Source organism: Streptomyces sp. NPDC101166, from assembly GCF_044768125.1.
In the GTDB taxonomy this organism is placed as follows: domain Bacteria; phylum Actinomycetota; class Actinomycetes; order Streptomycetales; family Streptomycetaceae; genus Streptomyces.
On sequence record NZ_JBIWPF010000011.1, the window covers coordinates 122,932 to 148,885 of the forward strand.

Below are 25,954 nucleotides of genomic sequence, written 5' to 3' on the forward strand. Positions count from 1 at the left end.
CTCAGCCGGGGCGCGGACGCCGGTCGCTGAGGACCCGCCCCTGTCGGCCGGGTGTCAGTGGGCGACCACCGGGACCGGCACCGCGTCGTCGGCGTCCTCGGCGTCGGAGCCGGTCACCGCACCCATGTCAGGCTTGCCGGCGTTGACGAGGGTCAGGGCGATCACCGCGGCGGTGACCAGGATGCCGACGGCGAACCAGATCGCGTTGGTGTAGCCGTGCACCATGCCCTCCAGCTGGACCAGCTGCCGCTGCGGGGCGGAGGTCGCCGAGGCCATGTGGTCCGTGATGTAGGACGTGGTCGCGGACGCGGCGACGGTGTTCAGCAGAGCGGTGCCGATCGCGCCGCCCACCTGCTGCGAGGTGTTGACCATCGCGGAGGCGACACCGGCGTCCCGAGCCTGGACGCCCTGCGTGGACAGGGACATGGCCGGCATGAAGGCCGAGCCCATGCCCAGGCCGAGCAGCAGCATCGCCGGCAGCAGCAGGGTCGCGTAGGAGGAGCCGATCTCCATGCGGGTCAGGAGCAGCATGCCGAGCGCGGCCACCAGGAAGCCGGGGCCCATCAGCAGCCGCGGCGGGACCCGGGTCATCAGCCGGGCGCCGATCTGGGTGGACCCGGTGATCATGCCCACGATCATCGGCAGGAAGGCGAAGCCGGTCTTCACCGGCGTGTAGCCCTTCACGACCTGCAGGTAGTAGGTGAGGAAGAGGAACAGGCCGAACATGGCGATGATGGCCAGGCCGAGCGAGAGGTAGACGCCGCCGCGGTTGCGCTCGGTGATCACGCGCAGGGGCAGCAGCGGGGCCTTGACCTTCGCCTCGACCAGCACGAACGTCAGGAGCAGCACACCGGACGCGACGAACATGCCGACGGTCAGGGAGTCGCTCCAGCCCTCGGACTCGGCGCGCGTGAAGCCGTACACCAGAGCGACCAGGCCCAGGGTGGACAGGACGACGCCGGGGATGTCGAGCGGCGAACGGTTGCGGCCGCCCTCCGGCTCACGGATGACGAAGTACGCGCCGGCCGCGGCGACGACGGCGAAGGGGATGTTCACGAAGAACGTCCAGCGCCAGTCCAGGTACTCGGTGAGGAAGCCGCCGAGGATCAGGCCGACGGCGCCGCCGCCGCCCGCGATCGCGCCGTAGATGCCGAACGCCTTGGCGCGCTCCTTGGCATCGGTGAACATCACGGCGAGCAGGGAGAGCGCGGCGGGCGCGAGCAGCGCGCCGAACACACCCTGGAGTGCGCGGGCGCCGAACATCATCGCCTCGTTGGTGGCCGCGCCGCCCAGCGCGGAGGCGGCGGCGAAGCCCGCCAGGCCGACGACGAAGGCCCGCTTGCGGCCCCACAGGTCGGCGATCCGGCCGCCGAAGAGGAGCAGACCGCCGAAGGCGAGGGCGTAGGCCGTGACGACCCACTGCCGGTTGCCGTCGGAGATGCCCAGGTCCTGCTGGGCGGAGGGCAGGGCGATGTTCACGATGGTGGCGTCGAGGACGACCATCAGCTGGGCCAACGCGATGAAGACGAGCGCTTTCCAGCGGCCCGGGTCCGCCTGGACGGCGCCGGGAGCCTTGCTGGCTGTTTCAGACATGGAGGTACCCACTTCGGGACTTCGTGACGGAAAAAAGGCGAGAAAAGCCACGGCGCGTCGACGGAAACGGCGACGGCCGGAATGTCTGCAGGCTGACGCGGGTCAGCTCGGGTCTGGCTGGGTGACGTAGGTCGAATGGGTGAGGTGACTCAGGTGGGTCAGGCCTGGCGGAGGTCCTCCATGGTCACGGCCGCGCCCGGCAGAACGGATCGGGCCGGGGCCCGCAGTCCGTCCAGGAACAGCTGAAGATGGCGGTGGACGAAACGGTCGGCGCTCAGGCAGGCGGTGCCGGCCGGCGGGCGGCTGAGCTGGGCCACGGCGACCAGCAGGTCACCGATGCCCACGTCGGCGCGGAGCTGCCCCGCCTGCCGGGCGCGCTCCATGACCTCGTCGATCAACTGCTCGGCGCGGAGCCGGGCGGCCACGAGGTCGGGGTGGTTCTCGTCGAACGTGCTGGCGACCATCGGGCACAGCGCGCCGATGCGCTCGTCGGCGGCCACGTGCACGAAGCGCTCCAGCGCGCCGAAGGCGTCGCCGGACTCCGCGAGCGCCTGCCGGGCCGCCTCGGCCGTCCGGTCCATGACGGAGCAGACGACCTCGCGGACCAGCGCGCCGCGGTCGGGGAAGTTGCGATACACCGTCGCGTTGCCGACACCGGCCCGGCGGGCGATGTCGTCGAGCGGCACATCGGGGCCGAGTTCGACGAACATCTCGCGGGCGGCGGTGACGATCCGCTCCCGGTTGCGCAGGGCGTCGGCGCGCGGCCGGGTCGCCTTGCGCGTCACGGGGTGAGCGGTCTGCACGGTGTGCTCCTTCGACTTGGTTGATCTGTAAACCGAACCGGGGAGGCGTTCCCCGTTTCGCTCGGACACTGACTAAACGGGGAAGCGCTCCCCGTTAATTCCGGCAGCCGAACCCTTTTCCTGTGACCTGAGTCACCTTTGATGCCTACCTATCGGTAACCCACGATCGGCCGCCCCAACGCGCGCGCCACCAGTCGGCGACGGAGGGTGATATCAAGGGTGCAGTCGGTGACCGGCGGCTGCCGGAGCGAAGGGTCCCCGCATGCAGCCGCAGCGCGAGCACCCCGAGACGAGCGCCGGGCCGGGGCGGCTGGGGGACGGCGCGCGTCCCATCGCGCCCGCCGCGGAAGCGGGGCATGGGTCCGCCGCGGAAGCGGGGCATACCCCCGCCACGGAAACGGGGCATTCACCCGCCACGGAAGCGGAGCATGGACTGCGCCCCACCGTCCCCGCCGCGGAGAGGCCCACGGTCGCTTTCGGGGACACCCCTCTGGCCACCCCTGGCGATGCGCCCCTTGCCCCCCTGTCCCGCGCGCCCCGCCGTCGGATACGCACCCGCCGGGCGGCCGCGCTCGCGTCCGTGACGGCTCTGACCCTGGCGGTGAGCACCTCCGCGGGTTCCGGACGGCTCCCCCCGAACCCGGCGACGGGCGGGGCCGGCCCGGTCTCCCCGGCCCGTACCGCCGCCCACGCCCCGTGCCTGATCTACGGCAGCCCCACCGTGCAGATGTCGGAGGGCGTGCCGACGCCCGGCGGCTACGCGCGCTCCACGGGCACGGTCCGCGCCCTCACGCTGATGATCGACTTCTCCGACGCGCCGGGCGCGGGCAACGCGCTGGACCGCTACAGCGAGTTCTTCCCGCAGACCCAGGAATGGTTCCGCACCGCGTCCTACGGCCGCCTCGACTACCGCGCCGACACCCCGATCCCCGGCTGGCTGCGCATGCCCAAGTCCTTCGAGGAGTACGGCATGGAGCGCGGCGCCCCCTTCGACCCCGGCTACCGGCGACTGATCCAGGACATCGTGGCCGCCGCCGACCCCAAGGTCGACTTTCGCTCGTACGACCTGATGAACGTGCTGGTCACTCCCAACGCCGGCCCCTCCGCGCTGGACACGGTCCTGTCGGTGACGTTCGCCGGCAACATCGAGGCCCCGGTGGCCGACGGCGTCCCCGTCGCCAACGCGTCCTTCGTCTACTCCCGCCAGGACGACGGCTCCGGCACCTACGACCGCACCGGCTACCGGGTCCTCCCCCACGAGAACGGCCACGTCTTCGGCCTGCCCGACCTGTACACCCAGGAAGGCGGGGGCGCGGTCGGCCACTGGGACATCATGAGCGAGGACTGGGGGTCCAACAACGACCTGCTCGGCTGGCACAAGTGGAAGCTGGGCTGGCTGGACACCGACCAGGTGCGCTGCGCGAGCGCGTCCGGCACCGCCGAGTACACCCTCACCCCGCTCTACCGCCCCGGCGGCCCCAAACTGATCGTCGTACCGATCGACCGTCGTACCAGCTACGCGTTCGAACTGCGCGCCCACGGCGGCAACGACGAGACGGTGTGCCGCCCCGGCGTCCTCGTCTACAAGATCGACGCGGAGGTGGACACCGGCATGGGCCCGGTGCGCGTCCATGACGCCCACCGCGACAGCGGCGGCTGCACCCGCAGCCCCAACGTCCACGCCGAGCTGTCGGACGCGCCGTTCGCGCCGGGTGAGACGTTCGAGGACCCGGAACGGGGCCTGCGCGTCGCGGTGACGGCGGCCGACCTGGAGGGGAACTACCGGGTGCGGGTGACACGGTCGTAGGCGAGGGCCGGACGGCCGCGCATTACGGTGGGGCCTGCCGCCACCGTCATGCGGTGCGGAGGTGATGCGGCGGGGCCGCCGTCACCGCCGTACCGCCGCATCACCGCCGCATCGGAGAACCGAAGCTCATGCCCGCGAACACGCCCACGCCGGCCGGGGAACCGCCGAGGCCGAACGGACCGCTGCGGTCCCCCGGGGGAGGACGCGGGACACCGGGGGCGGCTGTGCGGGAGGTGGCCGTCCCGGAAGTAGCCGTCCCTGAAGTGGCCGTCCCGCAGGAGGCCGTCGCCCCGTTGATCCGCGGGATCGCCGTGCTCCAGGAGCTGACGGCGGCGGGCGGCACGATGAGCCTGAGTGGCCTGGAGCGGGCCACGGGGCTGGCCCGCTCCACGGTCGACCGCATCACGGTGACACTGGCCCGCATGGGCCACGTCCGCCTGGACGGCAGGGACGCCGTACTCGCGCCGCCCGTGATGGAGTTGGGCAATTCCTACCTGGCGGCCCTCCGGCTCCCCGCCCTGCTCGGCGGCCGGGCGGACGAACTGGCGGACGAACTCGACGAGTCCGTCTCCCTCGCGGTCGCCGACCGGGACGGCATCCGCTTCATCCACCAGGCGACCCGCCGCCGCGCGATGTCCCTGAGCTTCCGCATCGGCGACCTGCTCCCCGCCGAACGCACCGCGCCAGGACCGCTGTTCGCCACGGAATGGACCGACGCCGACTGGACCCGCTGGCGCACCCGCCGCACGACGGACCCGGACGGCGGGGACTTCCCGGCGCTCCCCCCACGCGCCCCGGACGCGACGCTCGAACAGGACTTCGCCCGCCGGGCGGACCAGGCGGCGCGCGACGGCTGGGCGCTGGACGACCAGCTGATCGAACCGGGCCTGGTGGCGGTGTCGGTCCCGGTACGGCACCCCGGCACGTCCCGGATCGCCTGCGTGGCGAGCGTGGTGAGCCACACGAGCCGCCGTACGGCCGAGGACCTGCGAGCGGCGCTCCTGCCCCGCCTGCGTGAGGCGGCTGACGCGATGCAGCGAGCCCTGCACGAGAGCGCTCCCCCACAGCCCACGTCACCCCCCTCGCCCCTGGCTCTCTGGACGGGCGCTTCCAAGCAGGAACTGGGCCGCGAGTTCATCGAGTCCCTGGCCAGGGGCCTGACCGTGCTGACGGCGTTCGACGAGGGAAGATCCGAGCTGACCCTGACGGAGGCGGCGAGGGCGACGGGCCTGGCGAGGGCGACGACGCGCCGGGCCCTGATCACGTACGAACACCTGGGCCTGGTGACCCGGTCGCCGACGGGCGCTTTCTCCCTGACGCCCCGGGTGCTGGCCCTCGGCTTCCCGCCCCTCTCCCGCACCACGCTCCCCCGCATCGCGACGCCCCACCTGAAGGCCCTGACGGAGTTGATCCAGGAGTCGACGTCGCTGGCGGTCCTCACGCCCTCCGGCGACGAGATCCGCTGCACGGCCGGCGCGCAGTCCCGTCACGTCATGAGCGTGGCCATAGAACCCGGCACCCACCTGCCGGCCCCCGACACGGCGGCGGGCCGCCTGCTCCTGGAGGACTCCCCGCACACCCTGGTCGACGAGCAGTGGGAGGAGGGCCTGCGCGCCCTGGCCGTCCCCGTCCACGACCGCACCGGCCGCACGATCGCGGCCCTGACCATGACCACCCACGCGGCCCGCCGCACCCCGGAGGAATGCGAACGCGACCTCCTCCCCCACCTACGGACGACTGCGGCCCGAATCGAATCGGACCTCCACATGACATCCCGCTTCACCCGAGTCCCTTTGACCTGACCGACGGCGTGGCTGCCGGAAGGTCCCGGGAGGGATCCGGAAGGCCCCCGGGAGGGCCCTGCGGCCGGTGGATCACCAACCCGGGTAGCGGACCTGCCAGAGGGGGGATCGATCCCCAACCACTTACGTATTCGCCGCCACTGGGGGAGTCGGTGAGCTGGGCGACGAGATCGCGGGCCAAGGTGTCGAGAACCCAGGCCAGTTCATGGCGGCTGACCAGGTCTACGGGCAACGCCTCGGCACCGTGCGCGGCCCCGAGCAGCGCCCCGGCCACACAGGCCACCGAGTCGCCGTCGGGTGCCTGGGCGGCGAAGCGCAGAGCCGCGTCCACCTGGTAGCGGTCGGGGAACGAAGCCGCGACGTACAGACCGCCGAGCAGTGCCGAGGGCGCGGTGGCGTCGGGGGCGAGCTGCGCGAGCCGTGCCACGCCGAAGCCCTGAGCCAGACCCTGCGCGGTGTGGCGCTCTACGTCTTACTACGCGGTGAGCAGGTTCGCCGCGACCAGCTCGGCGACCTGGACAGCGTTGAGGGCCGCACCCTTTCGCAGGTTGTCGTTGCTGATGAAGAGGACGAGGCCACGCCCCTCCTCGACGCTCTGATCCTGGCGAATCCTGCCCACGAAACTGGCGTCCTGGCCGCACGCTTGGAGCGGGGTCGGAATGTCGGACAGCTGGACACCAGGGGCGTGCTCAAGCAACACGGATGCGCGTTCAGCGGAGACAGGACGGGCGAACTCCGCATGCACCGCGAGGGAATGGCCGGTAAAGACCGGGACCCGGACACAGGTCCCGGCGACACGCAGCGACGGCAGGCCAAGAATCTTCCTGCTCTCATTGCGCAGCTTCTGCTCCTCGTCAGTCTCGGCGGATCCGTCGGTCACAATCGAACCGGCCATCGGCACAGTGTTGAAGGCGATGGTTCTGGCGAATTTCACCGGAGGCGGGAAATCCACCGCCGCCCCGTCGATCGCCAAGCCGGCCGCTCGGTCGATCACTCCACTCACCTGAGACCTGAGCTCTTCCACTCCAGCGACCCCGCCGCCGGACACCGCTTGGTAGGTGCTCACAGTGAGCCGCACCAGACCAGCCTCGTCATGCAACGGCTTGATCACTGGCATCGCGGCCATCGTCGTGCAGTTGGGATTGGCTATGATGCCGCGTCGCGCCTCGGACACAGCTTCCGGGTTGACCTCACTGACCACCAGTGGCACATCGGGATCCATCCGAAACGCCGAGGAGTTGTCGATGACGACGGCTCCGGCCGCCGCGAACCGGGGTGCCAGTCGCAGTGCTGTTGCTCCTCCGGCGGAGAAGATGGCGATGTCCAGGCCGGACGGGTCTGCCGTTTCGGCGTGTTCCACCACGATGCTGTCGTCGCCCCACGGAAGCCGTAGACCCGCCGATTTCGCAGAGGCGAAGAAGCGCAGCTGTCCGATCGGGAAATCACGCTGCCGAAGGATGCTGCGGATCACTACTCCGACTTGTCCGGTCGCGCCCACTACGCCGACTCGGAGACCCTGAGCGGCCATGACTGCCCTACTTTCTTGTCTTGGGTTCGAACTGGTCACTCGTAAGATCAGCGGAACCCGGGGGCTCCGGGTACGGCTGTCATGGCGGCACCGTGAGAGGGGACATCGGCACGTTCTCCACAGCGGTCTTGGTTTACGTGGAACGCGGCGAAACAGTGGTGACGACCAGTGTCTGCTGGACGAACGTGATGGCACTCTCGAGCTCGGGGGAAGACGGAGCGGCCAGCACGATCTCGCCCGTCCGATGACCCGAACTCCGCACCGCCAGGACCGTGTCCCCGGGCTCGACCTCCACGCCCGCCTGGAGCACCAACGGGTGACTTCGCACTGCGTCCAGACCGCAGATGTCCTGCACCACACCCGGTTCCGAGATGGTGAAGATGCTGGCGGCATGCCGGAACGGGCCAACTGGCGGTTGGGGCAGCGGCATCCCCACCGCCATCCGGACCACCATCTCGTACCAGTCGATGCCGTACGTGGCACCAAGGAGATCCATCAGGTAGTCGCCTGGAGTTCGGACCGCAACCTCGATGGGAACCGGCCCAGCGGCGGAGAGGCGAAACTCCATGTGCACCAAGCCGGTCCGCATCCCCAACGCGCGCAGCACCCGGGCACCGGTATCGGCTACCTGCCTGGCACTCGGTTCCGGCAGGTGTACGCCAGTGCGATGACCCACCTCGACGAACTGGGGCGGTCCGGTGGTTTCCTTGGCGGTGACGTTGGCGAACCACACCTCGCCGTCGCGGACCAGTGCCTCCCAGCTGTACTCCGGGCCGTCGATCGCCTCCTCCACGATGACCCGCTCACCGGCGCGGGCCTGCGCCACGGCACGGAAGCTCTCGGCATCGGTCACCAGTTCCACACCGTCGCTGCCGGCGGAGGACAGCGGCTTGACGATCACCGGCCAGCGCTCGGCGGCCCAGGTCATTTCCTCGGCGAGGGAGTCGGTCACGATGTACGCCGGCTGAGCGATCCCGGCCGCGGTGAACAGCGCCCTTTGCAGCGCCTTGTTCCGAGAAGCCGTCGCGGCGTGCAAGGACGGCCCAGGGAGACCGAACCGATCCTGGATCATGGCCGCGACGATGACCTGGGGCTCGTTGAAGGCGATGACGCCGTCGAACGGGCCGTCTTGAAGGGCGAGGCAGGCGCCCTCCATCCAGTGCTCGTCGAGCTCGCCCCGGGCCTGCGCCACGCTCGCCGTACCCGTCACCTGATCGGCACGGGAGGCCGCCTCGACAGCATGGACGCTCACCCCGAGTCGACCTGCAGCGGCGACGTACGGCCGACCCATCTGGCCGACCCCGATAAGCATGAGCTTCTTCACAGGGCTCCCTCCAACACGGGCAGCGACGCGTCACGGTGAGATGACCAGGCGCTGTATTCGCCGCGGCGATACAACAGCGGGACGCGGGGAAAGACAGCGGTGCCTTCCACTCGGGCGGTGAAGAGCCAATGGTCGTCAGCACGCGTGGTGCTGACGATCCGGCACTCGGCGTAGCTCAGGGCGATATCCGTCAAGAGCGGTGCCCCTGCCGCGAGAGCGGAGGGCTCCCAATCCACGTGCGCGAACTTGTCGGCTGCCTTGCTCGCGAACAGCTCCGATGCCGCCTTGCCTTCCACCGCAAGGAAGTTCACCGCGAACGCCTGCGAGGCGACGAGCGCCGGCAGCGTCCGCGAGCCCGCACCCACCGAAATCAGTAGCGATGGCGTCGCTGCCGACACCGCGCACACCGCATTGCTGGTGAAGCCGAACGGGGTGCTGTCCGCACCCATCGCAGTCACGATTGCGACCGGGGTGGGAAAGGAACCGAAGAGTTCCCTGAAGCGGTCAGAACTTTCCATCATCGCCCTTCTCTCTGTTTGGCTGACCGTGGTCATAGCGATGGGCGACATGATTCAACATACGGTAAAGCTCGCTCGACCGGAGCTGCCCCATCGCATTCTGCCGCACCGATCCCCGGAATGGTAGATTCCCAATGTCGCCCCACTTGAGAGCACCCTGATCGTCCAGCACACACGTTGTTCTGTTCCGATTGTCGGCGTGCAGACAAAAGGGAATGTCGAGCAATCCCAAGGCGAAGGCACGGGTGAGGGCCGCGCCAACATCGGCGTCCAGATCGAGGACTCCTTCAATCAAGCATCGGGCTTCTTCCATTATTTCATCGAAGTATTCCTTTTCCTGCGGGCCGGCAGCTACCGGCGGCCCACCGGCGGCAGCGGATGCCACCCGCAGTGCGTCCAGGTTTTCTGCCACGCTCGGTATTTGCCACGCCTCGGACACCGTTTTCACGATGAGGCGTTCACAGTGCGTATCACGGGCCAGCCGCGCGCTGCTGCGAATCAGCTCCGTGGCACCATCAGGAGTACTCGGAAACAGCCCCATGTAGGTGTACAGGACGACATGCCACGTGACCGAAGGAAGATATTCCTGCGCCAATGCCCGCAGCACGCGCACAGCCGCTCTGTCCTGATCGTCGTGTGTCCCCTGGGCGTAGCTCAGCGACATGGACCGCACTCCGTGCTGTGCGAAGAACCGTCCTTCGAGCACCGTCATGGCGATCAGCAGCGATGGCGGGCACAACTGCCCCAGCAGGCACCCTCCGAAGCTCTCGATATGCCCGTGCTCCACCTCGCCGACGAGGTAGCGGCAACTCTCGGCCCACGCCGAGACCGCATGCTCAAGCGGGAGACGGCTGTACGGCAAGCAGTAGGAGACCGGCCCGCCTTCCGTCGTGTCCAGGCCGGCGAGCACCAAGCTCTCGATCACCCGCAACGGCAGGGCAGTGCCGTGCCGGACTTGAACGGGAAACCCGGGCCCGTACAATCCGGCGAGCATTTCTCGGGTTTTGTCCATCGGGTGGGAGACGATGGGGTACCCGTTGAGTTCCTCCCCCGCCCTCAGCCGCTCGATCGAGCTCACATGGTCGCCGACGCGGGTATAACTGTCGACGGTGATGGTTCCGACGACCGGGATATCGAGGTCATGTACGTCGCGCAGGCCCGCGCGCATCGTAGCGATGTTGCCGAACCCCATCCGGGGCTGCACCACCAGGGTTTCGCGTCGGCGGGCGTCGGCGATGAACCGATCCATGTAACCGGACATGCTATTGGGCCACGGACAGGCTGGCGACGCGCCCGTCCCACGGCGCGACCACCGGCATGCTGGGCTGCCAGGCAGCGAACCCGTAACGGACACCGAAAGCCAGGAAATCCCGGAAGCGATCGATGGCATTCTCACCCAGGAAGACGTCGGTGCAGCCCTGGGAGAGCAATTCCCGACGCACCCGATCATTGTCTGACGGTGCAGTGGTGAGTTTGCCGCCCGCGACACAAGGAACGTTGATGCCGGCTCGCCCGAGCTCCGTCAGCACGACGCTGGTGCCGTAGTAGCCATGACCGTTGATACTGGAAACCACAAGCAGATCCGGCTGAAAGTCGTTGACCTCCTTGACGACCAGATCCGCGGGCGTGCAGCCGCCTAGATTGCGAACCTCTCCGCCATTCTCAGCAATGAACTTCTCCAGATAGATGAGGTTCCAGAAATGGGAGTCGGATTCGACAGTGGTCAGCAGGCAGCGAAAGGCTCTGCCTTCCCCAATCCTCACGGACGGGCTCCCCCTTATGTGGAAAGTGCGAAACTGAGCGAACGCGTCGTCAGCAACGAATAGATTAGAGCCGGCCCCATCAAGCGCGACCGCGGAGATCCCGATCGATGGCTGCAGTCAACGGCTGGACGTTGTCTGACCGTTCAATGCGCGATGGAAGGAACGCATCGTCAGCGGGAGCAGCACGGCGGCAACTCCACTCAGCGCGATCGCGGAAATCGCGATAAGCGATTGCGGCCCGAGACTGGTGCCGAGGCCGGCCAGCAGCAGTCCACCGAGCGGTGCCGCCAGGAGATTGATCATGTAGAACGGCCCCATGACCTTGCCCAGATGCTCCGGCGCGATCACCCTGATCCGCTGGGTGCGGTTGTAGACATTGAAGTAGGTCACCCCGACCATCGACACGACGAAAGCCGGACCGTAGATCAGCAGCGACGGCGCGAAGCCGAGCACCACCAGACAGGCACACAGGATGGCGAGTCCGACCACCCCGATCACCCTGACGTCGAAGAAGCGCAGCAGGAACGGGATGGCCAGCAGGTTGACCAACCCGACCACGCCGATAGAGACATTCAGGAGAGCGAATGCCGATTCCGGGCCGTCGAACACGTCGGTCACCAACGCCGCATTGGCGCTGAGCGCCGTGCCGAAGACCAGGTTGATCGAGAAGTTCAGACCGGCCAGCAGGACCAACGGCTTGCTCCTGGCCAGAAGTTTCCAGCCCAGGCCGAGCTCGGCCATGGTTTCCCTCGCGGTGCCGGGCTTTGCGGCCCTCGGTCCGCGGGGTATCGGCAGCCAGCAGCAGGCAGCGGCCATGAACACTGCCGCGGCGACGCCGAGGAGCATGATCTTGTCAAAGAACATCACGCCCAGCAGCGCGAGCGCGGGGCCGACGGCCATCGCCGAAACTTCCATGCTCTGGACCAGCCCCTGCGTTTTCGGCAGGTCTTTGCCCGTGGCCACTTGTGGCACGACCTTCTCGATCGCCATGTGAACCGGCGCCAGGAGCAGGGCGAGGAGCGCTCCGCAGGACATCAGGATCGGAGTTTGCCAGTCCGACAGCAGCAGGCAGCCGGCCAGGGCGAGGATGAGAACGACCGACCGGCCGGCGGTGACGACCGAGAACAGCCGGGGACCCCCGTCCCGGTCGGCTATCAAGCCCGCGAAAGGATACGCCAGCAACGCCGGAAGCCATTCGATGGCATAGGCGAGGCCCAGGAGGGCAACATCGTTCGTCTTCTGGAAGATGAGCAGGGGAAGGGCGAAGAGCACGACCTGTTCTGCCACAGCGCCCAGCAAGACCCCGGTCAGGAAGAGGGGGCGTTGCCGGTTGGCGCGCTTCGCCACTGGCGGAATCGGCGTGACGGTCTTTACTGGCGACGACATCTCTCTCCCCTTCACGCCGGAAGCAGAATGGTCTCAATGCGGAAGTTTTCAATGATGTGCCGAATGTCCGCTTCGACTTGTGCTTCGTCCCCGACGAGGATGTACCGCCCGCTGTGGATGGAGTCATAACTGCCGTCCGGGTCCAGCACCTCCCCCGGGCTGGGCACGAGTTCGCGCCAGACCGTCGGGACCGAGGACCGCATCGAGGTCCGGTGGAGCACCTTGGCAGGAAGCTGCTCAGGCTTGGGAATGATCAGCCAGCCACCGGACGGGTCCGACGTCTTGGCCGGGAGGGAAACAGGCTCTCCGCAGATCGCCTGCAGCCAGACCCAGCTCAAGTTGACGCCGAAGAGCCGGTTGATGAGATGCGGCACCTCGGCACCGCCGACACGCCCGGCAATCTCCAGGAAGACGATCTCTTCGTCCTGGGTCACGAAGAGTTCCAGGTGAATCGCCATCGACCTCATGTCGAGCGCGGCGACACAGACCCGGGCGAACTCTTCGAGTCTTTCCCTCAGCGCGGATTCCTGCACAACCACCGAACCGAGTGGTTCTCCCGACGTCTCGAACGCAAGGCAGTCGTTGATGTAGCGGGACACCACCTGGAAGGGCACCCGCGCCTCGTGGTCGGCGAATCCGTCCACGTGGTAGACGGTCCCCTCGATCAATTCTTCGATCTGGTAGTCGGCACTGTCGACGCTCGCCAGCCACGACCGGAGCGACGCTTCGTCCGCCACGCGGTGTACGCCCTTGCTGGCCGCCCCGGCGACTGGTTTGAGGATCAGGGGATAGCCGATGTCACGGGCGATCCGTGTGGTCGTCTCCACATCCACGCAAGGGGCGAACCGAGGCACCCGTACACCCGAGTCGGCGAGGATCTGCTTCATGGTCAGCTTGTTTCGATAGGTACTGACCTCCGCCGGGCGCGGACCGGGGATCTCCAGTTCCTCGCGGACCTGGGCAGCCACTTCCAGCAGATACTCCGACAACGCCACCAGCTGATCGACCGGTCCGACGCGGTCGGCTATTCCCCGTACGGCGGCACACACCGCGGCGAGATCGGTCAGATCTTCCAGAACGACGAAATCCGCGATGTGCGAACGATCGGCAAGGACTCCGGTAGCCCCTTCTGCGTCGACCACATAGCTGATCTGGTGCCGGTCATGGTCGAGATCCTCGAATCGCTCAAGTTCGTTGTCCCAGCGCCGTTCTTCGGAGAACCTGGGCCAGCGGTTGAGAACCACGATGTGCATGGGATCCCTCTTTCAGTGAGTTGAGTTCAGCGGGCTTGAGCGAGCAGTCATGACTGCGGCTGCGCGTCACGCTCCAGCTCACGGATGAGGGGCACCACGTGGGTGAAGAAGGTCCTCATTTCCGGCCGGGTCGGCCAGCCGGAGAAGATGAACTCGCTGATACCGGCGAGCTTGTACTGGAAGAGGTAGCCGGCCACCTCTTCGTAGCTACCGACCAAGCACAGCGCCGGGCCTCCGCGATAGGGGACGGCGCCGGTGTAGATGTAGGGCGAGAGCCACTTCCCGGAAGCCTGATCGGCGAGCCGGAAGGAAGACTTCACCGCTTCGGAGTCGACGTTCTTGACGAATTCGCGGATCCACGCCTCGTGTTCGACGTCGGGATCGCCCATCAGCTCAGCGAGTTCGGCCAGCGCCTCCTCGCGAGTCTCCCGGGCGAGCACATGCATCCGGGTGCCGACCCTGCAGCCCCCCTCGATCAACGGCAGGCTTGCCTGCCGCATCCCTTCCGGGGTGTCGCCGTAACGCATCCAGCAATCGCCGTAGCTGAGGGCGGTCTGCTGCGCCACCTCCGAGGCACCGCTGATGTAGATCTCCGGACGCTTGCCGCCCTTGTAGCCGAGATGCAGTTCCGCGTCCTTGATCGAGTAGTGGTGCCCGTCAAAGGTCTGCGGGACCTCGCCCTCCCAGAATTCCCGGAGGATGTGGAGGAACTCACCCGATCTGGCGTACCGCTGGTCGTGGTCCAGGAAATCACCGTAGCCGGCCTGCTCGGCCACCGAGATCCCGGCGACCACATTGAGGGAGAGGCGGTCTTCGGACATCCAGGAAAGGGTGTTGACGATCTGCGTGAAGAGCGTCGGCGAAAGGAGCCCCGGGCGGTACGCGAGCATGAACTTGACCCGCTCCGTCTGCTGGGTGAGGGCCGCGATGATCGGCACGGGGTCCGGCAGGTAGTGCCCGATCCCGAACAGGAGGCTGTCAACGCCGAGTTCCTCGGCCTCTTTGACGAAGTCGGTGATCTCGCCCATGTCCAGGGCGCCCAGCTTGTACTTTTCCGTGGGCTTGGCCTGACCGCCCCCGTCAGTCGGTACGTCCCAATGCATGCGCAGCGGTTCCACTGTCGTTGTCCTCATTCCGGAAGGCTTACGGGTTGGTGTCCGGCGGAACCGATGAGCAGCCCGCTGTTGGCCGAGCGGGCCTTCGGTGCGAGGCGCGCCGGATCGGTGGAACCGGGCTGCTGATCCAGCCGGGCGTGTTCGCGCCGGACATGGGCGTCCACCTCGTCCAGTGGGACCAACCACCGCCGGGCGGTGCCGTCCGGTTCGACGACCGACATCAACCCGGTTCCGTGCACGGCCTCGGCCATCACCCCGGCGCCGACCAGGGCTTCGGCCACACCACGCTGGTCACCTGTGAACGCCAGGACGGGGCCGGCAGAGGGCACTGCCACGGCGACGAATCCCGTCTCCCGCATCAGCGTGGCGACCTGGTCGGGATCGACACCGGTAGCAAGCCGGAAGACCTGGGCCTTCCGGTCACCGACCACCGCGGTCGTGCCCACCCCTGGACCCACGACGGTTCCTCGGTCGTCGCCCAGGGACCGGCACGATATGGCAACGCCGTACCGCCTGGCCGCCGCCACCGACCCGCCGAACAGGACCTTGGCCCCGCTGTCCGACATCGCTTCGCACTGCGCATAGGACAGCTCCGGCATCAGCCGAGCCGCGGGTTCGGTGTAGGGGTCGGTGGTGTACACACCGGGGACATCGGAGTAGATCTCACACTCGGTGACGCCGAGTGCCCCGGCGACGGCGACCGCGGTGAGGTCCGAACTGTTGCGGCCGAGCATGGTGATGCGACCATCGGGCCGTACCGCCTGGCCACCGGCCAGCACGACGACCTGATGCTCGGTCAGCGCTTTGAGCACGGGCGCGGGATCGATCGTGACGATCTTCGATCGGGTGGCGGTGTCATCACCGACAATGCCCAGCTGGTGCGCCCAGAGATCGATTGCCGTACTCCCCTGTGCGTGCAGGGCGGCCCGGAGCAGAGTGGCGCTCAGCATTTCGGCGGTGGCCAGCGCCTGGTCCTGCACCTCCGGCTTCAGGTCCGGATCAACCGCCAACGCCGCATCGAGCAGACGTCCGGTGGAGCCGGACATCCCGCTCACCACGGCGATCACCCCGGTGCCGCCATCGTCGGTCATCTCGATCAGACGAGCAGCGACCCGGGCGTAGTCCGCCAGCTCCACGAAGGATGATCCACCGAACTTGACGACACGCAGGTGCTCGGAGTCACGCGGCATCGTTCACCATCCTCGACGACGAGTTCGCTGCCTGCGCGCCCTCGGACGTGCGCCTCTTCTCGCCACCGAGCCCCCATTCGGTGGGCTTCTCCTGGCTCAGAATCGTGAACACCCGGCCGATGGCATCGCCCATCCCCCAGACGTCGGTGTACGCGGGCCACTTGGGGTGTCCAGCGTCGATGTCGTGCTGACGGGCGTATGCCGCGCGCACCCACTCTCTGGTCGAGGGCCGCCGGTGGTGGAAGTCATGCTGAGCGAGATCGCCGGGTACGACGAGGACTCGAGCCGGGATGTGGTAGCAGACGAGGCGGGCACCCCATCGGAACCAGGCGCGGAACGCGGCGTACCGGCCAAGGCCCGACGGCGGCAGCGGATCACCGCAGAACCGTCCCCAGGAATGCGACACATGGAAGGCCCGGCCGCTCAGGCTGCCGTCCTTGGCCTTGAACCAGGCGTGCTCGCTGAGGAACTCCAACAGCGCGACAACCTGGTAGATCGGGACCATCGGGACGAGCACGGCGACGGTGAACTCCCACCACACCCCTTGCCAGGTCACCACGCCGAGAACGCCGGCCAGGTAGGCGAACCCCATGACTCGTCGGTACGGCGCACAGCGGACGAGGTTCTGGGCCAGCCGGGTGTACAGGAACTCGGCATGAAACCGCGGGGACACGATCATCAGGGCCAGCCGGCGCCTCAACGCCCGGGTGGACATCCCGGGCCGGAAACCGAGCATGAGCAGGTGCTGGATGGTGGGATCGGCGAGGGTCGCGAAGGTTTCCTTGCGATGGTGGAGATTGATGTGATCCTCGTAGTACTGATCCGCGTCGTCGGTGCATACGAGCGTGGACAGCACTTGATGGATCAGTCGGTCCTGCCGTATCCGACCGGTGAAACGGGTGTGGATGGCGTGGTGCGCGATCACCGTCGAGCACACTCTCGACGCGGACGCGGTGATGCACCAGGACAAGGGCAGCAGTACGAGCGTCCACAGCGGACCCCGTGCGACGATCCACCAGGCACTGCCGATACCGGCCGCGAGTGCGACGAGGTCGCAGAGCAGGTAGGTGACAGGGTTCAGGCGAACCAGTGGCTGCTGGCCGGGGAGCGCTTTACCAGTGATCCACGTCCAGCCGTGTTGCGTCCACCTGGGGAAGCGCTGATAGGAAGCTCTGATCTCTTCCGAACGTACTGAGGATGTTGCCGTCATGCGCGGATCCCTTCCTGCTCGTGACTACCGTCTTGGCGGCCGACGTGGGCACCGAGCGCTTCGGCGCTCACTTCGGCGAAGGCCGCGCCCAGGATGTTCAGGGCCTCCTGAGCTTCCCCGCGGCTGAGGTTCAGGGGCGGCAGGAACCGGGCGACACAGTCGTCCCGTCCTGCGAGTTCGAAGAGCAGCCCCCGGCGGAGCGCAGCCATCCGGACCCGGCCGGCGACTTCACTCGCAGTCCAGCTGCCGACCGGGTTCAGCTCGACACCGAGCATCAGCCCGCGCCCCCGGACCTCGCCGATCATGGGGCCGACGGCATGGTTCAGCTGCAGCGCATCCAGTCCCGCACGGAGGAACTCCCCGATCTCGAGCACATGCGCCAGCACCTCATCGCGCTCGACGATCCGCATGAGGGCGGCACCCGCAGCGAAGGCGAGCTGGTTGCCGCGGAAGGTTCCGGTGTGCGCGCCGGGCGCCCAGCCGTCCAGCCGCTCGTCGTAGATGATGACCGAAGCCGGGTGGCCGCCGCCCAGGGCCTTGGACGAGACGATGACGTCGGGTTCGATCCCGTACTGCTCGAAGGCGTACCACGTACCTGTCCGTCCGCAGCCGGTCTGCACTTCGTCGACCACCAGCGGGATGTTCCGCTCGCGCGTGATCCGGCGAAGCTCGGTGACGAACTCGGGTCGGGCCGGGACCACCCCGCCTTCGCCCTGAACCATCTCGAGCACCACAGCGGCCGGGAGGCGTACACCGCCGTTCGGATCAGCCAGCAGATTCTCCAGGTAGCGCACGCAGTTGACCTGGCAGCTGTCCGGGTTCAGAGCCAGCGGGCACTTGAAGCAGTACGAGTACGGGAAGAACGTCGTACCGGGCAGCAGATTGTGCAGGTGCTCCTTTGAGCCACGCAGCCCGGTGATCGCAAGCGTGCTCTGCGTGCTGCCGTGAAAGCCGCCGTGGAACGAGATCACATCCGCCCGCCCGGTCGCGGTCTTGCAGAGCTTCAGCGCAGCGTCAATTCCGTCCGCACCGGTCGGCCCGCAGAAGTGAATCTTCATTCGGTCCCGCATTGCCTCGGGCAGCATCCCGAGGAGCCGGGTGGAGAACTCCGACTTCGCTTCGGTGGGGAAGTCGAGCATGTGGGAAGCGACATTCAGCTGAGCCCGTGCGGCGGCGATCAGTTCGGGATTGCCGTGGCCGAGAGCAAGCACGCCGGCCCCGGTCAGAAAGTCGAGAAACTGGTTTCCGTCGACGTCGTGCAGATAGGAACCCTGTCCGCCGGCGACCGCGATCGGCGTGTGTCGCGGATAGGTACGGGCCGAGGACTCATCCCGCTCCTGCTGCTCCAGCAACCGCCGCGAAGCGGGCCCCGGGATACTCGTGACAACGGACGCACTCACGACGAATTCCTTTCGCCCCACTCAGGAGCCTGTTTCGACTGCTTGATGCCCTGGTCGAGAGGGGCGACGAATGCGAGGTGGAGCGGGTCGCGCGCAATCCCGATGAGCCGTTCCGCTCTGCTTTCCGCTATCACGGTTCGACGTTGAAGAGGTTCTGGCTGTGTGCCGCCGCCAGCTCCGCCACCCGCGCCTGGAATTCTTGGGAGTCACCAGGACCGCGCCCGTGCTCGAAGCACTCGATGACGCCCTCGCGCCCCAGGTAGGAGGTCGGCGGGCGGGAGTGGTCGCCGGGCTTCGCCGTCACATAGAGCGCGCGCTCGACCGGATCGAACCCATGCGGCTGGTGTACACCGGTGATCGTGCCGCCGGCGGCCTTGAGGAAGCTGGTCGCCGCGATCCCTTGTGGCGTGTCGGGGATCGGCGGCAGCTCTTCGATCGTCCGGCGGTACGCCGCGATGTGCAGGTCGTACGGGCTGAAGCCGTAGACCCGATCGACAAGGTCCATGATGCCGTCGCCGCCAGGACGGGCCCCGACCTCGACCACGCTCAACTCGTCCCCGTTGACCAGGATCTCGACGTGGGCGATGCCGCGGTCGATGTGGAGCGCCTCGCATGCCTTGAGCGCGAGCTCGCGCAGTGCGGCGTTGCCGGTCTCCCGGCTCGGCACCAGCTGGCCGGTCTCGGCGAAGTACGGGGGTGCGCTCTTGTTCTTGTCGGTGACGGCCAGCACCGCGCGGCTGCCCTCGTAGTTGATGACCTCGACAGAGACCTCGTGCGTCGAGACGAAGAACTCCTCCACCTGGAAGCGTCCGTCAGTGAGATCGAAGATCCCGGCGACCTCCATGAGCGAGGAACGGCAGTGCTCGAAGGCGTCGTCGAGTTCGTCAGCCGCGTTGACCCTGATGATCCCGACGCTCCCGGCGAAGTCCCTCGGCTTCAGCACCAGGGGGAACTCCAGCTCCGCGGCTATCGCTCGCAGCTCCTCAGCTGTGGAGAACAACCGGTGCCGGGCGCAGGGAACACCGGCTTCTTCGAACGCCACCTTCATCGTGTGCTTGTCCCGCGAGCGCCGAAGCGCTTCGTCGGAGAGCGCCGGCAACCCGTAGTGGTGGGCGATCGCCACCGAGGCGTGCAGGTTCATCTCGTAGATGGGGACCACCGCGTCCGGTTTCAGACCGGTCTGCCGCTCGAATTCCTCCACTGCCTTCAGCGCGGGCTTGGCTTGGTAGCTACTGGCCGGGAGGATGTGGTCGAAATACCGGTTCGCACCGGAAACGGGATCCTCCGTCATACCAATCACCGGGCCGGGATAAGCACGCAGGGCGGAAACGATGGCTCGCTCACGCAACATCAGATCGGCACCGAGCAGCAGAAGGTACCGGTCCCCGTTAGCGTGGGCACGCTGCAAACTGAACATGGACTTCCTTAGCGCGTCGTCACCATGGTGGGGCGAGGTTGTCAGTGGTGGTTCCCGATACGTTCCCCCTCCGGTACTCAGGGCTTCGGCGTAGTCGCGTGACGTCCGTTTTGTGATCGTGCGCGGCCGAGGAGGAGGACGAGGGGCCGGGTGGCGTCGCGGGCGTTGCTGCGGACGGCGGCGGCGATGTCGGTGACGCCGGCGAGTTTCAGGGTGCCGATGGCCGGATCGCGCCAGGTCGCCATCGCGCGCGGTGCGTTGCCGGTCCGCAGCTGGGAGGCGTCCTCGGCGAAGGCGGTGCCCTTACGTGGTGCAGGGCTTCGATGTGCCAGTGGCCGCGGATCAGTTCGCGAGGTGGACCGCGGTGGCCTGTTCGGCGGTCAGGCTCGTGACGGCGTGGACGGTCTTGAGAGGATGTCTCACGTGGTGATTCCGGCGAACATCTTGTAGCAGGTCAGCGCGGCCGCAAGTGCGAGGAGGGCCAGGAAGTGTCCGCCCTGCTGTTCGTAGCGGACGGTCAGACGGCGGTGGCCGAACAGCCGGGCGATCGAGCGCTCGACTTTCAACGGTGCCTGCGCAGTCGCTCCTTGGACTCCACGCCCGGCCGCGCGATGCGTGGCACGATGCCGCGCTCGCGGAGCCAGGCCAGGCAGGCTGTGGAGAAGTACGCCTTGTCGGCGCGGAGTTTTGCCGAACGTCGGCGGCGGGGTCCGCGCCGGGAGCGTATCGCCGGCAGGCCGAGGATCAGGGGTTGCAGGGCGTGGGTTTCGTGGACATTCGCAGCGGAGACACCTACGACGAGGGGGACGCCCTGCGCGTCGGACAGGACGTGCAGCTTGCTGCCTTCTTGCCGCGGTCGACGGGATTCCGCCCGGTCAGGGTGGTCCCTTTTTCGCCCGCATGCTCGCGGCGTCCACGATCACCGACGCCCAGTCGATCTCGCCCCGGGCGCCGAGTTCGTCCAGAACCTGCCGGTGCAACCGACGCCAGACCCCCGCCTCGGTCCAGACCGTGAACCGGCGATGCGCCGTCGCCCGCGACACCCCGAAAGAGTCCGGCAGATGCCGCCACGAACACCCACTGGTCAGCACGTACACCACCGCCGTGAACACCGCCCGCTCATCCACCGGAGCAGTTCCCCCACCCTGCGGACGCGAAGCGAACACCGGCAGCAACGGGGCCACCCGCACCCATAGCCCATCCGGCACCAAACGGCGCGAAAGATCCCCACTCACAGACGGCATCATGCACCATCAATCTGACGCCACGTGAGACAACCTCCAAAAGTGCTGTTGACCGGCGCGGCAAATGGCCTATGATCCCCAAACCAGGCCTTTGACCTTGGGTGTTCTGCATAGGCGATAGAGGATCGATGACAGTCGCAGGCTCGGGAAAGGGGTTTCCGTCCGCACAGAAACCCCGGTTCCATGTACTCGGCTCGCTTGAGGTATGGGCCGACGGCATACGAGTGCGTCTCGGCGGAACCATCCAAGAGCGAGTGCTGGCCACCCTGCTCCTCGAACCCGGGCGGGTAGTACCGATTGCCAGACTGGTTGAGGCCGTCTGGGAGGAGGACCCTCCTGCGACTGCGTCGCACCAGGTGCGCAAGGCTGTCGCCGATCTCCGCCGCCGCCTGCCGTCCGGTAGAGAGATGATCAGCACGGACGGCCCGGGCTACCGGGTGATCACGTCGGTCAGCCAACTTGATCTTCTCGATTTCAACGCACGGATCGAGACAGCGGAACAAGCCGTGGGCGTCGGGAGGCTGACCGATGCCTGCGCAGAGCTGCAGGGCGCTCTCGATCTGTGGCGGGGACCCGTCCTCGCGGGTGAGGGCGGCCCGGTGATCGGCCGCGCGGCAACCGCGCTGGAGGAGCGTCGTCTCGCCGCAGCCGAACAACTCCACGAACTGCGCCTCGAGCTCGGCGCAAGCAGCGAACTGGTCCCGAGTCTGCGGGCACTCGTCGATGCACACCCCTTGCGTGAGACTCTGCGCGGCCAACTCATGCTTGCCCTGTACCGCTCGGGACGACAGGCGGACGCCCTGGAGGAGTACGGGAAGGTACGCGAGTTGCTCGTCGACGAGCTCGGCATCGATCCGGGGTCTCGACTGGTCAAGCTGTACGAGGGCATCCTGCGGGAGAGTCCGGAGCTGACAGCCCCGCATGGTGGGCCGCCCGCCACTGCCTCCGGAATGCCGGCTGAGCAACGCGGTCCAGTTTCCACACTCCCGTATGCGCTGCCGGATTTCACGGGTCGGGACAAGGAGCTGGCAATCCTGCTCAGCCGGGTCCGGGCCGAGAGATTGCCAGATGAGCACAGCGCCCGGGTCGCAGCCATCGACGGGATGGGCGGCACGGGCAAGACCTCATTGGCCGTACGCGCCGCTCACCAGCTGACCGAGGAGTTCCCCGACGGGCAACTCTATGTGGACCTACGCGGGTTCACCCCCGGTGAGCAGCTCCCCATACCGGCATCGACAGCACTGGACATCCTGCTGCGCGCGATCGGTACGCCGAGCGAACACATACCCGAGGACCTGCCCGGCCGCACCGCCACATGGGGCTCTGCACTGGCGGGGCGCCGGATGCTACTACTACTCGACAACGCCTCCGACGCCGCTCAAGTCCAGCCGCTGTTGGCGGCTCCCCCCGGCTGCCTTGTGCTGATCACCAGCCGGGTGCGGTTGCTCGACCTCGACGGCATCGAGTGGATCTCCCTGGGGCTGATGCCACCCGAGGACAGTGCCACTCTGGTGGCACGGACGCTGGGCCCGGCCCGTGTGAAAGCCGAACCAGAGGCGGCCGCCGAGCTCGCCGAGCTGTGCGGCCATCTCCCCCTGGCGCTGCGCATCGCCACCGCACGGCTGCGCAACCGGCCCCGGTGGACCGTGCGGCATCTCGTCGAGCGACTGCGGGACGAGAGCCGCCGGATGGACGAGCTGAGCTCAGGCGAACGCAGCGTCGCAGTGACACTTCAGTTGTCATACCTGGCCATGGACAACAGGCACCGCGCCGCGTTCCGCGCCCTCGGGTTGCACCCTGGTGATGGCATCGACGCACACTCGGCGGCCGCGCTGCTCGACACCGATGTCCGGGACGCCGAGGACATACTGGAGCTTCTGCTCGACGTACATCTGCTCCAACAGCCCGGATTGGGCGAGTACACCTTCCACGACCTCGTACGCAGCTTCGCCCAGAGCCAGCACGGACCGATGACGGAACAGCCCGACGCGGACGCCGTCGAGCGGTTACTCAGCTACTACCTGACAGCCACCAACGTAGCCTGCGACGTACTGTTCCCAGGCCGTACCGCCCGCTCAACCGGGATCCCTCGGTATCAGGGAGAGCTCCCGGAACTGGCGGAGGAGAAGAGCGTCAGCCTCTGGTTCCGTCGCGAACATCAGCGACTGCTGGCGGTCGTGGACCTGGCCGCTCGGCTCGGCTACGACCGGCACACCGGCTGGCTGGTCCGCGACCTGGTCTTCCATCTGAATGCGGGTAGTTATTTCGAAGAGTTCCGAGCACTCGGTCGCCTCGCGGTCCAAGCCGCGCGCCGGCTCGACGATCCGGTCCTGCTGAGTATCAGCCTGTCCAGTCTTGGCGCCGCTTGCTGGAAACTCGGCTACTTCGAGGAGGGCATCAACGTCGCCCGCGAGGGACGCGAGATCGCGGTTCGCCTCGGCGACCGTGACGCCGAGGCGAACAGTGAGTCCACTCTCGGGCTGCTCATGTCGATGCTGGGGCGGTACAACGAGGCCCTTCCCCTGTTGGAGCACTCGGTCGAACTGGCCAGGGAACTCGGCACTGCTCGCACTGAAGCGGAGACTCAGACGATTCTCAGCTCGCTGTACGCACGATGGGGCCGCTATCCGGAGGCCGCAGCGTCCGCCCTCCGGGCCCTCGAGCTGGAGCGGGGCACCGCGAACTCGGTCAACGAGACCATGGCTCTGGCCGATCTGGCTTTCGCCCAGCTGGGCATGGGTCAGTACGTAGATGCCCAGGCGAGTCTGATACGGGCCCGCGAGTTGTGTGACGAGAGCGCGCCGCAGGGCGATGTCGCCCTGGTGCTGGCTCTGTCCGCCGAGGTAGCGCACCATCTCGGCGACAGTGACACGGCGTCTGAGCTCGCGGAACGTGCCCAGACCCTCGCACGGTCCGGTGGTACGCCGGTCCGCCAGGCGAAGGCCGAGAACATCCTCGGTCGGCTGCATACCGCACAAGGGCAGTACACATCGGCGACGGCGTTGCACGCCCACGCGCTTGAGGTCGCCTCGGCAATCCAATTCCGCTCTGAGCAGGCGTCCGCGTACCTGGGTCTGGCCCAAGCGGCCGAGGGACTCGGCGACGGCTCGACGGCTCGGAAGAACCAGCTGGTAGCAGCCGAGTTGTTCGACCTCATGGAGATTCCGGAGGCCGGCCGCAGTCATTGAGGAAGGTGGCGCGGGCCTCATGACTTGGTGGTTGCCGGCCCCTTGTTGTCCGCGAGGATCTGCTGCTCGGCTGACTGGCCGGTTGCGGCGGCCTGCACGGTCGCACTGAGCCCGAGCGCCAGGACGGCAGCCGCAATGATTCCAGTCAGTCTGATCAGCTTGGTGTGCATGGTTCGTCCCCCTGTGGTTATTCGAGCGGATAAGACGCCGTGTGGCGTGTATCCGTGGTCGACATCCGTAAAGGTCTCACAGGCCGATCCCGGAACGTTCCCGCCTGCATACCTTGGAGGAAACACCTGGTTATGGTTTCCCCGGGATGCGGAGGGGCCTCTCACACAAGTCCAGCACCGTTGCTGTGGCGCTGTGGGCGGCTGTTGAGGCCGACTACTCGCACCGCGACAAGCGTGTCCCCGCGTACGGAGCGCACGCAGCCCTCCTCGTCCACCTCGGCTTCGCCTGGATGATCAACTTCATCTCCCTCGCCACGGCGGCGAGCCCATCCGCCTGACCGGGCTGCGGCGACGTGGTCCCGCCGGCGGAGCTCGCTGCGGCCCCGGGCCTCACGGCCTCACCGCGCCGCCGCAAGATCACATCCCCCTGATCCGACAGCAACCTACGGTCCCCACCCGCTACACTGGCGGTGGTGCGCAGCCCTGGCCGTGCACCGCGCGAGATCCTGGGACGACGTGTCCGGCATCGCGGGGTTCACCCCGATTTCCTACACGTTTTCCCACAGATCCCCGCCTTCCTCGCCTTCGTAGCTCAGGGGATAGAGCACCGCTCTCCTAAAGCGGGTGTCGCAGGTTCGAATCCTGCCGGGGGCACAGCAAAAGGGCCAGCTCAGGAGGGTTTCCTCCCAGGCTGGCCCTTCGTCGTGTTCGAGGCCGTGCCACACGCGTGCCACTAGAGTCCGCGCGGAGTCCACATTCCCTAGCAGGTGGCCTCTCCCCACTCTCGCGGATCATGGCCCCAGCCGATCCACGGTGGCCCGGTCACGATCACTGGCAATGCTGATAGATCAGCGCGGCGCGCGAGCGGCTGTGGCCCAATGGAGACGCGACCCATGTCCGCCCAGGCGCACCCCCATTCCTCGCGATCCTTGTCCTGCTGGGCGCGACGCCGCTTGAGGGGCTTGACCGTGTCGGAGTCGAGCGCGATGGTCCGCGCGCTGGCGTCGGTCTTGAGATCGGCCTGCTACACCTCCCAGCCGCCCACGACGAGTTGCTTGGCGGCGGTGATGAGCCCAGCGTCCAGGCTGGTGTCGGTCCACTTCTACCCACACACCTCGCCCCGGTGCCGCCCGCAGAACGCAATCAGGTTGAACATCGCATACAAGCGGTCCTCCGCGACGTGGTCGAGGAAGAGGCCGACATACTCCTGCGTCCAAGCCATCACCGGGCGAGGGCTTCTCGC

21 protein-coding genes, 1 tRNA gene and 1 pseudogene are annotated in these 25,954 nt (G+C 67.4%); 5 read left to right on the forward strand and 18 right to left on the reverse strand.

Annotation, left to right across the window (positions count from 1 at the left end; translation table 11 throughout):
- Positions 1–54: 54 nt before the first annotated feature.
- A complete protein-coding gene (locus tag ACIRS4_RS20615) occupies positions 55–1,593 on the reverse strand; it encodes an MFS transporter (protein ID WP_404197761.1) in 1,539 nt (512 codons plus the stop codon).
- A 158-nt stretch (positions 1,594–1,751) separates the two neighbouring features.
- Entirely contained in the window at positions 1,752–2,396 is a 645-nt protein-coding gene (locus ACIRS4_RS20620; RefSeq protein ID WP_404197764.1) for a TetR/AcrR family transcriptional regulator, read from the reverse strand.
- A gap of 580 nt (positions 2,397–2,976) precedes the next feature.
- Here ACIRS4_RS20620 and ACIRS4_RS20625 point away from each other — a divergent pair.
- Together ACIRS4_RS20625 and ACIRS4_RS20630 are read left to right on the forward strand one after the other, a co-directional pair.
- A complete protein-coding gene (locus ACIRS4_RS20625) occupies positions 2,977–4,203 on the forward strand; it encodes a M6 family metalloprotease domain-containing protein (protein WP_404197767.1) in 1,227 nt (408 codons plus the stop codon).
- Positions 4,204–4,331: 128 nt separating this feature from the next.
- A complete protein-coding gene (locus ACIRS4_RS20630) occupies positions 4,332–6,005 on the forward strand; it encodes a helix-turn-helix domain-containing protein (protein WP_404197769.1) in 1,674 nt (557 codons plus the stop codon).
- On the opposite strand, the gene ACIRS4_RS20635 is transcribed toward ACIRS4_RS20630, so the two are convergent.
- The 15 genes and pseudogenes from ACIRS4_RS20635 to ACIRS4_RS20705 all read right to left on the reverse strand — a co-directional run bounded on the left by ACIRS4_RS20635 (position 5,983) and on the right by ACIRS4_RS20705 (position 21,344).
- Positions 5,983–6,432 (reverse strand): ADP-ribosylglycohydrolase family protein, encoded by a 450-nt coding sequence (locus ACIRS4_RS20635; RefSeq protein WP_404197772.1) that lies wholly within the window; start codon positions 6,430–6,432, stop codon positions 5,983–5,985. The genes ACIRS4_RS20630 and ACIRS4_RS20635 overlap by 23 nt on opposite strands.
- Before the next feature lie 48 nt (positions 6,433–6,480).
- Positions 6,481–7,533, reverse strand: a complete 1,053-nt coding sequence (locus ACIRS4_RS20640; RefSeq protein WP_404197775.1) for an aspartate-semialdehyde dehydrogenase — start codon at positions 7,531–7,533, stop codon at positions 6,481–6,483.
- A 133-nt stretch (positions 7,534–7,666) separates the two neighbouring features.
- The gene (locus tag ACIRS4_RS20645) at positions 7,667–8,857 is read right to left on the reverse strand and encodes an ATP-grasp domain-containing protein (RefSeq protein ID WP_404197778.1); all 1,191 of its coding nucleotides are present in this window, start codon (positions 8,855–8,857) and stop codon (positions 7,667–7,669) included.
- On the reverse strand, positions 8,854–9,378 hold the full coding sequence (locus ACIRS4_RS20650) for a flavin reductase family protein (RefSeq protein ID WP_404197780.1): 525 nt from the start codon (positions 9,376–9,378) through the stop codon (positions 8,854–8,856). Before ACIRS4_RS20650 ends, ACIRS4_RS20645 begins: the two co-directional genes overlap by 4 nt.
- Positions 9,362–10,624, reverse strand: coding sequence for a methylaspartate mutase (locus ACIRS4_RS20655; RefSeq protein WP_404197783.1), 1,263 nt, complete (start codon positions 10,622–10,624; stop codon positions 9,362–9,364). Before ACIRS4_RS20655 ends, ACIRS4_RS20650 begins: the two co-directional genes overlap by 17 nt.
- Positions 10,625–10,637: 13 nt before the next feature.
- Positions 10,638–11,138 (reverse strand): cobalamin-dependent protein, encoded by a 501-nt coding sequence (locus ACIRS4_RS20660; RefSeq protein ID WP_404197786.1) that lies wholly within the window; start codon positions 11,136–11,138, stop codon positions 10,638–10,640.
- Between the two features lie 117 nt (positions 11,139–11,255).
- On the reverse strand, positions 11,256–12,524 hold the full coding sequence (locus ACIRS4_RS20665; RefSeq protein WP_404197789.1) for an MFS transporter: 1,269 nt from the start codon (positions 12,522–12,524) through the stop codon (positions 11,256–11,258).
- A gap of 11 nt (positions 12,525–12,535) precedes the next feature.
- Complete coding sequence (locus ACIRS4_RS20670; RefSeq protein ID WP_404197792.1) at positions 12,536–13,777, reverse strand: acetyl-CoA carboxylase biotin carboxylase subunit family protein; 1,242 nt, start codon at positions 13,775–13,777, stop codon at positions 12,536–12,538.
- Positions 13,778–13,824: 47 nt separating this feature from the next.
- Positions 13,825–14,895 carry an LLM class flavin-dependent oxidoreductase gene (locus ACIRS4_RS20675; protein WP_404197795.1) on the reverse strand — a complete coding sequence of 357 codons (1,071 nt, stop codon included), beginning with the start codon at positions 14,893–14,895 and terminating at the stop codon, positions 13,825–13,827.
- Positions 14,896–14,906: 11 nt separating this feature from the next.
- Positions 14,907–16,082: an aspartate kinase gene (locus ACIRS4_RS20680; RefSeq protein ID WP_404197798.1), complete on the reverse strand. Its 1,176-nt coding sequence runs from the start codon at positions 16,080–16,082 to the stop codon at positions 14,907–14,909.
- Positions 16,072–17,292 (reverse strand): hypothetical protein, encoded by a 1,221-nt coding sequence (locus ACIRS4_RS20685; protein ID WP_404197800.1) that lies wholly within the window; start codon positions 17,290–17,292, stop codon positions 16,072–16,074. The genes ACIRS4_RS20680 and ACIRS4_RS20685 overlap by 11 nt, the downstream gene beginning before the upstream one ends.
- The gene (locus ACIRS4_RS20690) at positions 17,289–18,692 is read right to left on the reverse strand and encodes a diaminobutyrate--2-oxoglutarate transaminase family protein (protein WP_404197803.1); all 1,404 of its coding nucleotides are present in this window, start codon (positions 18,690–18,692) and stop codon (positions 17,289–17,291) included. Before ACIRS4_RS20690 ends, ACIRS4_RS20685 begins: the two co-directional genes overlap by 4 nt.
- 130 nt (positions 18,693–18,822) lie before the next feature.
- The gene (locus ACIRS4_RS20695) at positions 18,823–19,983 is read right to left on the reverse strand and encodes an acetyl-CoA carboxylase biotin carboxylase subunit family protein (protein WP_404197806.1); all 1,161 of its coding nucleotides are present in this window, start codon (positions 19,981–19,983) and stop codon (positions 18,823–18,825) included.
- A gap of 203 nt (positions 19,984–20,186) precedes the next feature.
- Positions 20,187–20,354 (reverse strand): hypothetical protein, encoded by a 168-nt coding sequence (locus ACIRS4_RS20700; protein WP_404197808.1) that lies wholly within the window; start codon positions 20,352–20,354, stop codon positions 20,187–20,189.
- 174 nt (positions 20,355–20,528) lie between these two features.
- Positions 20,529–21,344, reverse strand: a pseudogene (locus tag ACIRS4_RS20705) (IS5 family transposase).
- A 263-nt stretch (positions 21,345–21,607) separates the two neighbouring features.
- Here ACIRS4_RS20705 and ACIRS4_RS20710 point away from each other — a divergent pair.
- Positions 21,608–24,541: a BTAD domain-containing putative transcriptional regulator gene (locus tag ACIRS4_RS20710; protein WP_404197811.1), complete on the forward strand. Its 2,934-nt coding sequence runs from the start codon at positions 21,608–21,610 to the stop codon at positions 24,539–24,541.
- A 17-nt stretch (positions 24,542–24,558) separates the two neighbouring features.
- On the opposite strand, the gene ACIRS4_RS20715 is transcribed toward ACIRS4_RS20710, so the two are convergent.
- Entirely contained in the window at positions 24,559–24,711 is a 153-nt protein-coding gene (locus ACIRS4_RS20715) for a hypothetical protein (RefSeq protein ID WP_404197813.1), read from the reverse strand.
- A gap of 146 nt (positions 24,712–24,857) precedes the next feature.
- On the opposite strand from ACIRS4_RS20715, the gene ACIRS4_RS20720 reads away from it, so the two are divergent.
- The gene (locus ACIRS4_RS20720) at positions 24,858–25,049 is read left to right on the forward strand and encodes a hypothetical protein (RefSeq protein WP_404197815.1); all 192 of its coding nucleotides are present in this window, start codon (positions 24,858–24,860) and stop codon (positions 25,047–25,049) included.
- Positions 25,050–25,292: 243 nt separating this feature from the next.
- Positions 25,293–25,365, forward strand: a tRNA-Arg gene (locus ACIRS4_RS20725).
- Positions 25,366–25,954: the final 589 nt, after the last annotated feature.

Coding starts and splice junctions, on each gene's coding strand:
- ACIRS4_RS20655 (WP_404197783.1), bottom strand. CDS start 10,624: ATGGATCGGTTCATCGCCGACGCCCGCCGACGCGAAACCCTGGTGGTG.
- ACIRS4_RS20680 (WP_404197798.1), bottom strand. CDS start 16,082: ATGCCGCGTGACTCCGAGCACCTGCGTGTCGTCAAGTTCGGTGGATCA.
- ACIRS4_RS20670 (WP_404197792.1), bottom strand. CDS start 13,777: ATGCACATCGTGGTTCTCAACCGCTGGCCCAGGTTCTCCGAAGAACGG.
- ACIRS4_RS20615 (WP_404197761.1), bottom strand. CDS start 1,593: ATGTCTGAAACAGCCAGCAAGGCTCCCGGCGCCGTCCAGGCGGACCCG.
- ACIRS4_RS20720 (WP_404197815.1), top strand. CDS start 24,858: ATGCGGAGGGGCCTCTCACACAAGTCCAGCACCGTTGCTGTGGCGCTG.
- ACIRS4_RS20630 (WP_404197769.1), top strand. CDS start 4,332: ATGCCCGCGAACACGCCCACGCCGGCCGGGGAACCGCCGAGGCCGAAC.
- ACIRS4_RS20700 (WP_404197808.1), bottom strand. CDS start 20,354: ATGGCGACCTGGCGCGATCCGGCCATCGGCACCCTGAAACTCGCCGGC.
- ACIRS4_RS20650 (WP_404197780.1), bottom strand. CDS start 9,378: ATGATGGAAAGTTCTGACCGCTTCAGGGAACTCTTCGGTTCCTTTCCC.
- ACIRS4_RS20640 (WP_404197775.1), bottom strand. CDS start 7,533: ATGGCCGCTCAGGGTCTCCGAGTCGGCGTAGTGGGCGCGACCGGACAA.
- ACIRS4_RS20685 (WP_404197800.1), bottom strand. CDS start 17,292: ATGACGGCAACATCCTCAGTACGTTCGGAAGAGATCAGAGCTTCCTAT.
- ACIRS4_RS20665 (WP_404197789.1), bottom strand. CDS start 12,524: ATGTCGTCGCCAGTAAAGACCGTCACGCCGATTCCGCCAGTGGCGAAG.
- ACIRS4_RS20695 (WP_404197806.1), bottom strand. CDS start 19,983: ATGACGGAGGATCCCGTTTCCGGTGCGAACCGGTATTTCGACCACATC.
- ACIRS4_RS20715 (WP_404197813.1), bottom strand. CDS start 24,711: ATGCACACCAAGCTGATCAGACTGACTGGAATCATTGCGGCTGCCGTC.